The 13,650-nt window shown below is 68.7% G+C and carries 15 protein-coding genes; 9 read left to right on the plus strand and 6 right to left on the minus strand.

Annotated features, from left to right (window positions below; translation table 11 throughout):
- The first annotated feature begins 48 nt into the window (after positions 1–48).
- The 4 genes from VEC57_18955 to ilvN all read left to right on the plus strand — a co-directional run bounded on the left by VEC57_18955 (position 49) and on the right by ilvN (position 3,134).
- The gene (locus tag VEC57_18955) at positions 49–747 is read left to right on the plus strand and encodes a VIT family protein (protein ID HYC01221.1); all 699 of its coding nucleotides are present in this window, start codon (positions 49–51) and stop codon (positions 745–747) included.
- Between the two features lie 103 nt (positions 748–850).
- Entirely contained in the window at positions 851–1,018 is a 168-nt protein-coding gene (locus VEC57_18960; protein ID HYC01222.1) for a hypothetical protein, read from the plus strand.
- Positions 1,019–1,128: 110 nt separating this feature from the next.
- A complete protein-coding gene (gene ilvB / locus VEC57_18965; GenBank protein HYC01223.1) occupies positions 1,129–2,808 on the plus strand; it encodes an acetolactate synthase large subunit in 1,680 nt (559 codons plus the stop codon).
- A 2-nt stretch (positions 2,809–2,810) separates the two neighbouring features.
- Positions 2,811–3,134, plus strand: a complete 324-nt coding sequence (ilvN, locus tag VEC57_18970) for an acetolactate synthase small subunit (GenBank protein HYC01224.1) — start codon at positions 2,811–2,813, stop codon at positions 3,132–3,134.
- A gap of 32 nt (positions 3,135–3,166) precedes the next feature.
- Here ilvN and VEC57_18975 read toward each other — a convergent pair whose 3' ends face one another.
- From VEC57_18975 to VEC57_18985, 3 genes are all read right to left on the minus strand, one after another.
- Positions 3,167–4,240, minus strand: a complete 1,074-nt coding sequence (locus VEC57_18975; protein HYC01225.1) for a phosphotransferase — start codon at positions 4,238–4,240, stop codon at positions 3,167–3,169.
- A 133-nt stretch (positions 4,241–4,373) separates the two neighbouring features.
- Entirely contained in the window at positions 4,374–5,810 is a 1,437-nt protein-coding gene (locus VEC57_18980) for a coniferyl aldehyde dehydrogenase (protein HYC01226.1), read from the minus strand.
- A 140-nt stretch (positions 5,811–5,950) separates the two neighbouring features.
- Positions 5,951–6,598, minus strand: coding sequence for a GNAT family N-acetyltransferase (locus VEC57_18985; protein ID HYC01227.1), 648 nt, complete (start codon positions 6,596–6,598; stop codon positions 5,951–5,953).
- 69 nt (positions 6,599–6,667) lie between these two features.
- Here VEC57_18985 and VEC57_18990 point away from each other — a divergent pair, with 69 nt between their 5' ends.
- The 4 genes from VEC57_18990 (at position 6,668) to VEC57_19005 (ending at position 9,048) form a co-directional block, all read left to right on the plus strand.
- Complete coding sequence (locus VEC57_18990; protein ID HYC01228.1) at positions 6,668–7,156, plus strand: glutathione peroxidase; 489 nt, start codon at positions 6,668–6,670, stop codon at positions 7,154–7,156.
- Positions 7,157–7,180: 24 nt separating this feature from the next.
- Positions 7,181–7,555 (plus strand): NFACT RNA binding domain-containing protein, encoded by a 375-nt coding sequence (locus tag VEC57_18995; protein ID HYC01229.1) that lies wholly within the window; start codon positions 7,181–7,183, stop codon positions 7,553–7,555.
- 111 nt (positions 7,556–7,666) lie between these two features.
- Positions 7,667–8,539 carry an MBL fold metallo-hydrolase gene (locus VEC57_19000; GenBank protein ID HYC01230.1) on the plus strand — a complete coding sequence of 291 codons (873 nt, stop codon included), beginning with the start codon at positions 7,667–7,669 and terminating at the stop codon, positions 8,537–8,539.
- Positions 8,524–9,048: a gamma-glutamylcyclotransferase gene (locus VEC57_19005; GenBank protein HYC01231.1), complete on the plus strand. Its 525-nt coding sequence runs from the start codon at positions 8,524–8,526 to the stop codon at positions 9,046–9,048. The genes VEC57_19000 and VEC57_19005 overlap by 16 nt, the downstream gene beginning before the upstream one ends.
- A 33-nt stretch (positions 9,049–9,081) precedes the next feature.
- Here the strand turns inward: VEC57_19005 and VEC57_19010 are convergent, their stop codons facing one another.
- Complete coding sequence (locus VEC57_19010; GenBank protein ID HYC01232.1) at positions 9,082–9,639, minus strand: hypothetical protein; 558 nt, start codon at positions 9,637–9,639, stop codon at positions 9,082–9,084.
- A gap of 130 nt (positions 9,640–9,769) precedes the next feature.
- Here VEC57_19010 and VEC57_19015 point away from each other — a divergent pair, with 130 nt between their 5' ends.
- Positions 9,770–11,410, plus strand: coding sequence for an MATE family efflux transporter (locus VEC57_19015; GenBank protein ID HYC01233.1), 1,641 nt, complete (start codon positions 9,770–9,772; stop codon positions 11,408–11,410).
- Position 11,411: 1 nt separating this feature from the next.
- Here VEC57_19015 and VEC57_19020 read toward each other — a convergent pair whose 3' ends face one another.
- Positions 11,412–12,827, minus strand: a complete 1,416-nt coding sequence (locus VEC57_19020) for a transporter substrate-binding domain-containing protein (GenBank protein HYC01234.1) — start codon at positions 12,825–12,827, stop codon at positions 11,412–11,414.
- Positions 12,828–12,847: 20 nt separating this feature from the next.
- On the minus strand, positions 12,848–13,636 hold the full coding sequence (locus VEC57_19025; protein HYC01235.1) for a class I SAM-dependent methyltransferase: 789 nt from the start codon (positions 13,634–13,636) through the stop codon (positions 12,848–12,850).
- Positions 13,637–13,650: the final 14 nt, after the last annotated feature.

Consider the following 13,650-nt stretch of genomic DNA (forward strand, 5'->3'; position numbering starts at 1 on the left):
CCAGGGCCGCTGCACGCTTCGACTGCAAAGGCGGTGTAGCCTGGACGTGTGGCTCATCGCAGGCACCGGGAGCGGCACTACAACGAGAGGATTGCATGGCTGCGCGCCGCCGTCCTCGGCGCCAACGACGGCATCGTCTCCACCGCCAGCCTCGTCGTCGGTGTCGTCAGCGCGGATCTCGATCGCGACGCCGTGCTGGTGGCGGGGCTGGCGGGATTGGTGGCCGGCGCGATGTCGATGGCGGCCGGTGAGTACGTTTCGGTCAGCTCACAGGCGGACGCGGAGGCTGCGGATCTGGAGCGCGAGCGGCGCGAGCTGGAAGCCGATGTCGCTGCCGAGCGACGCGAGCTGGCGGCCATCTACGTCGACCGCGGCGTGGAGCCGGCCCTTGCACGCGACGTGGCGGTGCAGCTGATGGAGAAGGACGCGCTCTCGGCGCATGCGCGCGATGAGCTGGGGCTTACCGAGATTCATGCGGCCAGGCCCGTCCAAGCGGCGATCGCCTCGGCCACCACGTTCGCGCTCGGCGCAGCGCTGCCGCTGCTTCTTACCTGGCTCAGCACCGACGCTGCGCTCGTGCCCGTTGTCGCGGGCGGCTCGCTGATCTCGCTTGCCTTGCTCGGGGCGATGGCTGCCCGTGCGGGCGGCGCCAGCATCGCCACCGGCGCCGGCCGCGTCACGTTCTGGGGAGCCATGGCGATGGCAGCGACGGCCGCCGTCGGAGCTGCTGTCGGCACCATGCCATGAGGGAGGAGATGACCGCCCCGGCACCACGGTGACGCGCTCGGCCCGCACGTACCGTCGTGCCGAACGACATTCTCGCGGGAGGAGTGCGTCAGCGATTGCGTTGGTGGCGGCGTTCGTTGTATTGGCGTCGCTGGTGCTCTCGATGGAAATGGACACGGACATCCGCACTTCTCTGGCCACCGCCAGCTTCGCGCTCGCGACGCTCGTCTCGGTAGTAGGCGTACCAGCCGTACCAGCCGACGCACCGTCGCGTTCCGGAACCCTGTCGTAGCCTGATCGAGCAACACGACCTTTCCGAAACCCTCGCCGGTGCAGCCGGCGGGGGTTTCCTGCTTCTGGGGCCTCCGCCGTCTGCACTGCGGCATGACAAGGAGCGACTCCATGAGCCAGTCCGCCACAACCTTCACCGGTGCCCAGATCCTCGTGCGCCTGCTCGAACGGCAGGGCGTGCGCATCGTTGCGGGCATTCCGGGCGGCGCGATCTTGCCGATCTACGACGCGCTGTCGCAGTCCGGCCGCATCCGCCACGTTCTGGCTCGTCACGAGCAGGGCGCCGGCTTCATCGCGCAGGGCATGGCGCGGGTGACCGGACTCCCGGCCGTGTGCATGGCCTCCTCAGGGCCCGGTGCGACCAACCTGGTGACGGCGGTGGCGGATGCGCGAATGGACTCCATACCTCTGGTCGCCATCACCGCGCAGGTGCCGCGTGCGATGATCGGCACCGATGCGTTTCAGGAAGTCGACACCTACGGCCTGAGCGTTCCCATCACCAAGCACAACTTCCTGATCGGCCGCGCTGCCGAGCTCCTCGACGTGATCCCGCGTGCGTTTCGCATTGCGGCCTCGGGACGCCCGGGGCCGGTGTTGATCGACATTCCCAAGGACGTGCAGAACGAGCTGGTCGAGGTCGGTCCGTGGCCGGCGCCGGGACTGCGCGAATGGCCGCCCGAGCCCGAGCGCGACCGCATCGCGCTCGCCGCGCAGATGATCAACGAGGCCAGTCGCCCGATGCTCTACCTCGGCGGCGGCGTCGTGCACTCGGGCGCCGCGAGCGCGTGCGTGGCCCTGGCGGAAAAGGCGGGGCTGCCCACGGTCATGACGCTGATGGCGCTCGGCGCGATGGCGACCGATCACCGGCTGTCGCTGGGAATGCTGGGCATGCACGGCGCGCGCTGCACCAACCTGGCTTTGGAAGAATGCGATCTGCTGATCGCGGTCGGGGCCCGCTTCGACGACCGCGCCACCGGCAAGGCGGCCGCCTTCTGCTCGCGTGCCCGCATCATCCACATCGACATCGATCCCTCCGAGCTCGGCAAGATCAAGGCGGCACACGTGGGCATGACCGGCGACGTCGGGCGCGTGCTCGAGCTGCTGCTGCCGCAGGTGCGCATGCAGCGGCGCGGCGGCTGGCTGCAGCGCGTCGATGAGCTGAAGCGTGCGCATCCGCTGCGCACGCCCGGCGCCGACGACATCCGCACGCACTACGGCCTCATCGCGGCCGTGGCGGCGTGTCTGGACGACGAGGCAACGATCGTCACCGACGTCGGACAGCACCAGATGTGGACGGCGCAGGCCTATCCGCTGCGGCGCTCGCGCCAGTGGCTGACATCCGGCGGTTTGGGCACGATGGGATTCGGCCTCCCGGCCGCCATCGGCGCCGCGCTGGCCGAGCCGCAGCGGCGCGTGGTGTGCTTCACCGGTGACGGCAGCCTGCTGATGAACGTGCAGGAGCTGGCCACCGCGGCCGAGCAGCAGGCGAACGTCAAGATCGTGCTGCTGGACAATGCGGCGCTGGGACTGGTGCATCAGCAGCAGACGCTGTTCTACGGCAAGCGGTCGTTTGCATCGAAGTACGCGCACAAGCCCGACTTCCCCGCCCTGGCTCGCGGCTTCGGCATCGATGCCGTCGATCTGGACGAGGAGATCGATGCCCACGCCGCGCTTTGCCGCGCGTTGCTGATGCCGGGGCCCGTGCTGATCCACGCCAGCATCGACCAGGAGCAGCAGGTGTTGCCGATGGTGGCACCCGGCGCTCCCAACCACGAGATGATCGGAGGATGAAGATGAGCACTGCCATGGAGATGACCGACGCCGATGCTCGCAGGACCGCGCCCGCGCATGCCGTGCTCGAGGTCGAGGTGTGCAATCATCCGGGAGTGATGTCGCACGTCGTCGGCCTGTTCTCGCGCCGCGCGTACAACGTCGACGGCATCCTCGTCATGCCCATCGGGGACGGGACGCGCAGCCGCATCTGGCTGCGCGTGGCCGAGGACGCGCGTCTGGAGCAGATGATGAAACAGGTGGCCAAGCTCGAGGACGTGCTCGAGGTGCGCCGTCACGGCGCCGGCCATGCGGTCTTCGAGCGCATCGGGGAATTCTTCCGCTGACGGCGCGCGTGCCGCGCGGGGCAGCGACCGCGTCAGCCGAGCAGATCCTGCGCGCCAAGATCGAGCGCGTGACGGCTGTGCCGCCTGGCCATCGACAGGAACATGCGGTCGCCTCGCTCCGTTCGCTGCACGATCATCGCCGCGATGACGGTGACGACGAAGCCGGCAAAGACGCCGCGGCGGTAGTCGTCCCAGCAGCGTTCGAAGTCGTACCCGCGCACGCCGGCCGCCAGCAGGCCCTCGTGATAGACGCGGACGATGTCGCGCTCGGCTCGGCGGCGATCGCCCGGATCGAGGCCGGCCCCAAGGAAGTAGGCAACGTCGGAAAGCGGGCTGCCGAGCGTCACCGTCTGCCAGTCCACCACCGACACCCGGACTGGCGTACGCGTTCCATCGATGAGGAGGTTGTCGAGACGATAGTCGACGTGCACGACCGAGTAGACGTCCTGCAGGGGCTGGAAGGGCGGACCCTTCGATTCTGCCACCTGCGCGATGATGCGCGCTTCGTCGGGTTCGAGCTGTCCGCGATACCGCTCCAGGAACCCCGGCAACTGCGCCGCGTACATGCCCCGCACCATTTCGATCGAGTCGGCTGCCGGCTCGCCGAGCCACTCGAGGCCGCGCAGCGAGGCGTCGCACCATGTCGGCGCGTGCAGGCCAACGAGCTCGGCCACCGCCGTGCGGGCGATGGGGATGCTGGTGCCGGCGAGCTGATCTCCCTGCTTCGCCGGCGCGAGGTCTTCGAGCAGCAACAGGAAGTCGGGACCGTCCCCGTCGATGGCGGCGAAGTAGCAGCGGGGCGTGGAGATCTTCAGGCGTGGCTGGAGATGCCGGTAGAAGCACACCTCCTTGCGAAAGTTGCGCAGCGCGACACCGGTGGCGCGGCTGGTCGGGTCATCCGAAGGAAACTTGCCGACCAGGCTCCTGGGCGTGGAGGCATCGCCACCTGACACCTCCATTGTAAAGCGGATGCATTTGCCGATCTGGCCGGTGCCGATGCGCGTCGCGGTGACGTCGGCGACGGTGGCGCGGGTGTGGCCGGCCTCGCGTAGCCGCTCGGTCAGCCATCGAGGCGTGATCGTCTCGGGCGTCGGAATGATCGTCACGGCAGCGGCCGTCCGCGCGCTGCCGGCTCGTCCAGCCGCTGCATGGATCCGCTTTTAGCCGACGCACCCACTGTCGCAAGACGAAGAAGGTCGCCGGCGGCCGCACGACGACGGCGACCGCTGGCGGATACGATCAGCGCTTGAACTTCAGCAGAAGATTGAACAGCAGCGCGTGCTTCCTTCCGTATGGAGGGTGGAACTGCTCCACGCCGGGGATCTTCGGCGCCGTGAACACCGGCCGCATCTTGCTGAACTCCACGAACCCTTCGTGCCCGTGGTAGTGCCCCATGCCGCTGGCCCCGACGCCGCCGAAGGGCAGGTCGTGCTGCGCGACGTGGAAGACGCAGTTGTTGATGGTCACGCCGCCCGAGATCGTGCCGTAGAGCAGCCTGTTCTCGCGCTCCTTGTCGTTGGTGAAGAAATAGAATCCGAGGGGGCGATCCTTGGAGTTCACGTACGCCAGGACCTCATCCAGCGTCTCGTAGGTCTTGACGGGCAGCAGCGGGCCGAAGATCTCCTCGCGCATGATGATCATGTCGTCGGTCGGGTTGAGCACGAGGTGGGGCGGGAACTTGCGCAGGCTGTCGTCGAAGCGTGCGCCCTCGACCAGAGGCACGATCTCGGCGCCTTTCCTGGCCGCATCCTCGAGCGTGTTGCGCAGCCGCTTGTAGGACTTCTCGTCGATGACGGACGTGAAGCTTTCCTGGGTCGGATCGGGATAACGCTTGGGCAGGATCTTCTTGCAGGCGGCGACGAAGTCCTGGAGCCTGGACTTCGGCACCATGACGTAGTCGGGCGCCAGGCAGGTCTGGCCGGCGTTGACGTACTTCGCGTACAGGATGCGCGAGGCAGCCGTCTCGACGTCGAAGTCGTCGCAGATGACGGTGGGCGATTTGCCGCCGAGCTCGAGCGTCACCGGCGTCAGGTTCTCGGCTGCCGCCCGCATGACGTTGCGGCCGGCGTCGGCCGAGCCGGTGAAGAGGATGTGGTCGAAGGGCAGGCTCGAGAAGTCGGTTCCCTTGACGCCCGGCAGGATGGCGACGGTGTCTTCCGGGAACACGTCGGCGAACTTGCCCGCGAGGAATTTGCAGAGGTTGGTCGAGTTGGCGGCCATCTTGACCATGCAGCGATTGCCGGCGGCCAGCGCGCTCGTCAGCGGGCCGATCAGGAGGAAGAGCGGATAGTTCCACGGCACCACGATGCCGACCACGCCCTTGGGCTGCGGGATCAGGCGGTTCTTGCCGGTGGCGAAGAGGATGGAGACGTGCCGCTTCTCCGGCTTCATCCATCTGCCCAGCTTCTTCTTCGCGTCGCGGATGCCGTCGACGCTGGTGAAGACTTCGAGCAGCTTGGTCTCTTCGGCGCAGCGATGGCCGAAGTCGCGGCCGATCATCTCGGCGATCTCGTCGACATTGTCGACGATGATCTTCTCGAGCTTGGAGAGGTTCTCGAGCCGCTCCTCCTTGCTCGGGTAGGGATGGCGCAGGTACGCCTGACGCTGAAGGTTGAAGATGCGGTCGCAGTCGTTCTCGACGGAATGGATGACGCGAAGCTGAGCAGTCTGAGCCATGGATGTCCTCGTGGCCCTCTCGCATGCGGCGAGAGCGCGCGGCAGTCGGCGGCATGTTTGCGGGAGCGGCCCGCCGAGACAAGGCGGCTCCCGCTCGACCTCCGGTGCACACCGCGCAGTCGCTCGGCGGCGCCGCCGCTTCAGTGGCCGGGATGGTGCTGGAGGCGCTCCAGCAGCACCTGCAGTCCGCGGCCGGCAGCGCGCAGAAGGTCGAACAGGGGGCCGGAGGTGGATGGCCCTTCGCGCGTGGCCTGCGGAAGATCGAGCTGGTAGGTGGCGACCGGGCCCTCGATGGTCGGCGTGGCGGTCTTGTCGAGCTCATGCAGCAGCGACACCATCGCTTCGTTGTCGGTCAGCACCTGCGCCTGGAACCTGCGGATCCCTCGTTCGCTGGCCGCCCTGGCGACACGGATGAGCAGAAGCTTGCCGAGGCCGCGTCCCTGCATGGAGTCGATCACCGCAACGGCCGCCTCGGCGGTATCGGGGCGGTCGGGCAGACGAATGAAGCGGCCGATACCGACGCCATGGTCGTCCGGCTCGGTGAACGCGACGACGGCAAGCCTGTTCCACCCATCCACGTCCAGCAGATCGTCGAGGACCTTTTCGGGCAGGCGAGGCATGGCCGAGAAGAAGCGGCGATACCGCGACTCCGGCGACAGCTCCTCGAAACCGTGGATGAGGCGGTCGCGGTCGTCGCGGCGCAGCAGACGAAGGCGGACGGTGGTGCCGTCCTCGAGCTGGCGCGTCTCGGAGTAGTCGGGCGAGAAGCGTAGCGGCTGCCGGGCCATGGCTGCTTCGTTGTAGCGCGAGGGCGGCGGCAAGTCGCGTCGACGCCTGCTTCCCGTTAGGCTCGGCTCATGAGCAACCTTCACGACTTCCAGGTCCGTACCATCGATGGCACGTCGCAATCGCTCGCCGACTATCGCGGCAAGGTCGTGCTGATCGTCAACGTCGCATCCAAGTGCGGGTTGACGCCGCAGTACGAGGGGCTCGAGGAGCTGCAGAAGAAGTACGGCGATCGCGGCTTCACCGTCCTCGGTTTCCCGTGCAATCAGTTCGCCGGCCAGGAGCCGGGCAGCGAGGAGGAGATCAAGACCTTCTGCTCGACCACCTACGGCGTCACGTTTCCCTTGACCTCCAAGATCGACGTCAACGGCGACAATCGCGATCCGCTCTACGAGTGGCTGGCCACGCAGCCGACCTCGCCCGACGGCCCCGGCGACATCCGCTGGAACTTCGCCAAGTTCCTGGTGGGCAAGGACGGAAGCCTGCTGGCGCGGTTCTCGCCTACGGTGACGCCGGAGGATCCGGAGCTCGTCGGGGCGATCGAGAAGGCTCTCGCGTAGCACCGCACGCCCGGACGCCGTTCGATGGAGCGCTGGCGCCGCTACGAGCTGCCGGGCGGCTGGACCGTCCTGGCCGGTCGCACCGACGAAGACAACGATTACCTGTCGCTGAAGCTGGCCCGGCCTCGCGACTGGTGGTTCCATGCGCGCGCCGTTCCCGGCTCGCACGTGCTTCTTCAGGCGCGCGATGGCGAGGAGCCCGATCGGGCGACGCTCGAAGGCGCAGCCGCCATCGCGGCATGGCACAGCAAGGCGAGGGCGGGCGGCATCGTTCCGGTCTCGTGCACGCAGGCCTGCAACGTCAGCAAACCGCGAGGAGCCGAACCCGGCACGGTCTCCATTCGCAAGGAGCGCGTACTGAAGGTGCGACCGGCGCTGCCGCAGAAGGAGCCGGCGTAGCCCGCATCGTGCGGCCGGCCACGGAAACGTGGCCAGTGGGCCGCAGCAACGATGGCAGTCGCCGCCGCCCGTCATCGCCTTTGAGCGACAGCCCGGCTACGCTCGCGGCCGATGTCCAGCGAGCGTCCCACGCGCGTCGTCACCAGCTCGATGATCGGGATGGCCATGCCCGATGTTGCGCGCTGGTCGGACCGCGTGGTCGTGGTTCTCGGGCAGAACCCGGGGCCCTTCACAGGCCCGGGTACCAACACCTACATCGTCGGCACCGGGCGAGGACGGATCCTCCTCGACACCGGCCAAGGCGTCGCAACCTATCTGCCGCTTCTCGAGAAGGCGCTCGAGGAAGAGTGCGGCGGCGCCCGCATCGAGCGCATCGTCCTGACGCACGCGCATCCCGACCATATCGGCGGCGTCGCGCAGCTTCGCGAGCGGCTCGGCAATCCGCCGGTCTGCAAGCTGCCGCTGCCCGAGAGCGACCTGGGCATCGAGATCACGCCGCTGTCCGACGGCGACCAGGTCGAAACCGAAGGGGCAACGCTGCTGGCGATCTGGACCCCCGGTCACGCGCGCGACCATCTGTGCTTCCTGCTACGCGAGGAGAAGGTCCTGTTCACGGGCGACGTGGTGCTGGGTGCCGGCACGACCGTCATTCCTCCCGACGGCGACCTCGACGAGTACCTGGCGTCGCTGCGCGCGCTGCTGCGCCTCGATGTCGATCGCATCTTTCCGGCGCACGGGCCGGCCATCGAAGAGCCGCACGAGAAGATCCACGAGTACCTGCGCCACCGCGCCCTGCGCGACGAGCAGATTCTCGACGGCCTCCGCGCGGGCGTCGAACGCACCGCCGACCTCGTCCGGCGCATCTACGTCGACGTTCCCGAGTTCCTGCACCGCGCCGCCGGAGTGTCGGTGGAGGCGCATCTTCGGCGTTTCGAAAAGCTCGGGCGCGTGCGCCGCGACGGTGAGCAGTGGCGCCTGATCTGACCTGGTACTTCGCGTACGGCAGCAACATGCAGCGTGCGACGTTCCGCGAGCGCCGCGCGCTCAGCCCTGCCGACGTGGCGGTGGGCTGGCTCGACGACTACGCCCTGTGCTTCGACATCCCCGTCGGTCCGGGACTGCGCGGCGTGGCCAATCTCTGCCGCGCCGAAGGCGCACGAGTGTGGGGCGTGCTCTACAGGTTGACGCCCGAGCAGCATGCGCATCTCGACGGCACCGAGGGCGTTCATGCCGGCCTCTACAAGCGCGTGGCCGTGCCGGTGCGCACGCCCGCCGGCGCCACGGTTGCGGCCGAGACCTACATCAGCGACCTGCGCGATCCCTCGCGCCGCCCTTCGTACCGCTATCGGACGATTCTGGTCGAAGGGGCTCGCGAGAACGCGCTGCCGGCGGCGTACGTGGAAGCGCTGGAGCGCTGGGAGCTGGCGTGGGACGAGCGCGAAGGCGCGTTCAATCCGCCCGGGCTCAGGCCGCCGGTCCTGCAGGAGGCGTAGGCGCGCCCGCTGCAGAGTCGCGCGACGGCGGCTTCAGAACAGCTCGAGTTGAACCGGCGCCGGCCCTCGCGCCGCGGCGGCGGACGCGGCCACGATCGGTGCAAGCGGTGAGGGCGGCACCAGCGGAATCGGCGCCACCTCCTGTCCCGCACCCTGCCAGAGACGGAACTCACGCAGCCACGCAAAGCCGTGGCAGTTCGCCTTCGTCTCGTGGTCGCGCTTGCGCTGCCCGCTGTGACAGAGGAAGTGCCAGAACTCGTGTCCGGCCACGAACACCAGCAGGTCATCGAGGCAGTCGAAGCGCTCTTCGTGCCACACCAGGCGGTAGGGCACGCGCGCTGCCGACGATGCCGGTCGCGGCACGGTGCCGACGCCGTAGGCCGCGCGCCGCGGGAACTTCAGCCGCCGCTTGACGGCGAGCACCATGCGCCGATCGTTCCATCGGTAGTAGCCGTTGACGTCGCGGCCGCGCGCGCGAGTGAACTTGATGTGGACGCTGAGGCCTTCGGTCGACATCCGCTCGCACTTCGCACGCACGAACGCTTCTCCGCGTTCGAGCATTCCCGTGAAGTTCTTGATGTCCGCCGGCACGCGCGGCGATTGTACGCGTCCGACAGGCACGCGCTCAACACGCAGGCTGCAGCGCTTGTGCGCGTTCAGCGGCGATGGATGTGCGTGGCGGTGGAGTCGGAGCGTGCCGCGGGCTAAGCGCTGACGCGGCATGGCGGAGGAGCGGCAACGCGGGGGTGACGCGGGCAGGGCAGGGCACGCCCCAGAGGACTCCGACGAAAAAGGTGAAGGCGCGGCAGCAGAGCCGGGCGTAGCCGATGCTGCTGCGGGGAGCATCGTTGCACCCGACACTGCGCCGGACGGCGTCAACGACGTTGCACCGGCCGACCTCGAGGAACCGCGTCTGATCGACGCCGAACTCGTCGAAGCCCCTCTCGACCCCGAGCCGGCGATCGAGCCCGCGCCGGATGCCAGCCCGCTGCATCCGCGGCCATCGCTGCTGCGACGCCTCAGCGGCACCAGCCAGGCGCGTGGCCGCGAAATCTGGGCGCTGTCGCTGCCCATCATGATGTCGCAGGTGCTCGTCAGCACCGTGGGCCTGATCGACATTGCCATGGTCGGCCGTCTCGGAGCCGCCGAGGTGGCAGCCGTCGGCTACGCCACCCAGCTCCATTTCATGTCGCAGTCGGCGCTGTTCGCCGTCGGCTTCGCGTGCGTGGCGCTGATGGCGCGCGCCATCGGCGCGGGCAACCCGGCGCGCGCACGTGCGGCGCTGGCGGCCTCGCTTGCCGTGGCGCTGACCACCGCCTCGGCGGTGGCGGCGATCATCCTGTTCGCGCCGCATGCGGTCCTTGCCTGGCTCAACGCGGAGCCGTCGGTGGCGGAGCTGACGATTCCGTACATGCGCATGCTGTTCGCGTCCTCGCTGCTGCTGGCGGTGGCGCTGACGCTCGAGCACGGGCTGCGCGCCAATCGCGACACCAGGACGCCCATGCGCATCGCCGTTGCGGTGACGCTGGTCAAGACGCTGCTGAACTCGGTGCTGATCTTCGGCGTGCTGGGTGCGCCGCGTCTGGGCATCGTCGGCGCGGGCATCGCCACGATTGTTTCGCAGGTCGTTGCCGTCGCGGCTTTCGTCTGGGTGATCCGGCGGCAGCCGGCCGGTGGCCCGGTGGCGCTCGGCATTGCGGATTTCGGGCCGGGTCGCCGCTACCTGCGTGAAGTCGTGCGCGTGGCGATTCCCGGCGTCGGCGAGCGAGTCGTGCTCAACCTGGCGCTGCTCGATTACTTCGCGCTTCTCGGCGGCTACGGCACCGTCGCCATCGCCGCCTACACGGTCGGAGTTCGCATCCTGGCATTCTCCTGGATTCCCGGCACCGGCTTTGGTGCGGCCACCGCCACGCTCGTGGGCCAGCAGCTCGGTGCCGGCGACCCCGACGGCGCCGAGCGCACGGGCTGGCTCGCCGCGCGCATCGCGTTCGTCACGGCCATCGTGCTCGGCCTGGCCGGTGCTCTGGCGCGCGAGCCGCTGGCGCGGCTCTTCACCACCGATGCCGCCACGGTGGAGATGCTGGGGCCGTTCATGCTGATGCTGGCGCTGGCCCAGCCGATGATGCAGGTGCACTTCACGCTCGGCGGCGCCCATCGCGGCGCCGGCGACACGTGGACGCCGCTGCTGGCGGCGACGATGGGCAATTGGGGATTCCGCGTCCCCGTGGCCACTCTTGCCTCGGCGCTCAGCGCGCCGTTGATCTGGGTGTGGCTGGCGCTGGTGCTCGACCACGCGGCGCGCATGATCTTCCTCGGCATCGCCTTCGCCCGCGGCGGCTGGAAGCGCCGCGGACCGCGCTGAGTCAGCGGCGGCTGGCGTTCGAAGCCGCCACGTTCGCGACGGCCTCGGCAATCGTCTCCAGGCGCGCTGCCGAAATGCGATGCTCGGCAAGCGCATCGATGAGCCGCGCCTGCACGGCTTCGACCGTCGCCGGCTTCTCGAGCGCAGCGATGATCGTGGCGATCCTGCTCGTCAAGCGCGACAGCGCGGGTCGCAGCTCGGTGTCCAGATCGTGCAGCGGCACGCTCTCGGTTTGAAAGGCCAGGAGGCCGGTCAGTCGCGACGACAGCGGCTCGGCTGAGGACGGCGCGCCGCCACCGACGGTGCCGTCGGCGCTCTCGCGCGCGGCCCGTGCCTGACGCCGCTGCCTGTCCTCGTCCGCCAGCCTCTGCTGCACGTCCTTGCCTGCCTCGATCAGCGCCTTGAACAGGCGCCGCACGTCGCCGGCGTCCGGCGGCTCCTGCCTGCGAGCGCGTGCGGCTTCGGCGGCAGCGGCGACCGAAGCTTCGAGCACCCGGGCTTCCTGCGCCTTGTCCTCGACGGGCCGGCGTGCCTCGCGCTTGGCGGCCCACACCAGCGGCATCAGCGACATCCGCTCGGCGACGGCCGAAACCAGCGCTGCCAGCGGTTCGGCCGCCGCTGCATGATCACCGGGACCGAGCTTGTCGGCACGCATCCGGGCCAGCGTCCCGTCGCGCTCGCGAGCGAGCAGCCAGGCATCGAGCTGCGCCGCCAGGTCCTGACGGTCGGCGCGCACGAGATAGGCCTTGCGATCCTGGCTCAGGGGGCCGATGCGAACGACGTCGCGCGCGGTCGCGGTCCATGCGCGTTCCTCGAAGCTGTCGGTGACGACAGCGTCCGTCCATCGATCCATCAGTGCCATGTGCACGGCCTGGTTGTCGGGCATGGGAACGATCGTGGCCAGCAGGAACGTGCGGCGGGCGACGCCCTCGAGATAGCCGCCGGCGTTGACCGCGACGCGTCGCGAACGGCGGTTGAGATCGTTGACGTCGTCGATGCCGGCTCCCTTCCATGCCAGCGCCACCGCATGAGAGACCACCACCGGAACCGTGAAGGCTCCGATCACCGAACGGTCGGCGCGCACGGTGACGCCGCTCATTGCCACGTCGAACCTGCCGGCGAGGAGGTCGGCAGACAGCTGCGGCCAGCGAAACGGCACCAATTCCAGGGTGTAGCCGTGATCGCCGGCGAAGCGGCGCGCGACGTCGATGTCGAAGCCGGCGTAGCGGATGCCGCCGGCGCCTGCATCCTCGCCCGCGCCGGCCGGCGCGATGCTCATGCTGAACGGGGCGTAGTCGCCCGAGGTGCCGACCCGCAGCACCTTGCGCTCGGCAGCCTCGCCCGTGCCGGCGCCTGCGGCCAGGAGCAGCAGGCCCGCGCAGCCACGGATCAGGCGATGCCGGAACGCGCCGAACACGGCAGGCTCGGACTACGCGCTCACTTCCACGCGACCAGATACGCGACCCATGCCGGGTCGGCGTCGCCATGCTCGCGTTTCCGATACACGCCGTTTCCTTCGCCGGTCTTGCGGTCGGTCATCTCCCAGTAGACGTCGGCTCCCTTGAAGCCCGCCTCCAGCAGCAGCTCGCGCAGCTCGGGCAGCGTCCACAGCCTCCATTCGTACGTGAACGCGTTCTTCAGCTCCGATCCGTCCTTGAATCGGAAATGGATCGCGTAACGGCAGTGATGGGTGATGGGATCGAAGCTGATCTGATGCCAGACGTAGCGGAAGCCGCGGTAGCTGTGCACGTCCTCGCGATCTTCCTCGAACACCTCCGAGCCGCCGAGCGCGTCCAGCACCAGCAGCCCCTCGGCGGGCAGATGGCGGCGTGTGTGCTGGAAATACCTGCGCATCTCGTCCCGGGTCTCGAAGCAGAAGTAGGAGAAGTTCTGCGCCGCGATGATGTCGGCCTTTGCGCGGGTGGTGCGAACGTCGCCCTGGATGATCTTGATGCGCTTGTGGCCGCCGTTCTTGAGCGTTGGCAGGTACCGCTGCCTGCCCCACTGGATCGGCTCGGGATCCAGGTCGACGCCGATGGCACGGCGGTCGCGCCGACTGTTGACCCAGTCGTAGCAGACCGCGGCGGTGCCGCAGAAATCCTCCCGGAGCACGAGCGGAACCCGCCCGTAGTAGCTGCGGAAGGCACGGTCGAAGAAGGCGACCTCGTAATCGGGTGACTGGACCGAGCGGACGTACAGGTCGTACTTGTCCGCACGGCTGGCCATGGTGCCGTTAGGAG

The organism is Candidatus Limnocylindrales bacterium, from assembly GCA_035626395.1.
Classification (GTDB): domain Bacteria; phylum Desulfobacterota; class Binatia; order UBA1149; family CAITLU01; genus DASPNH01.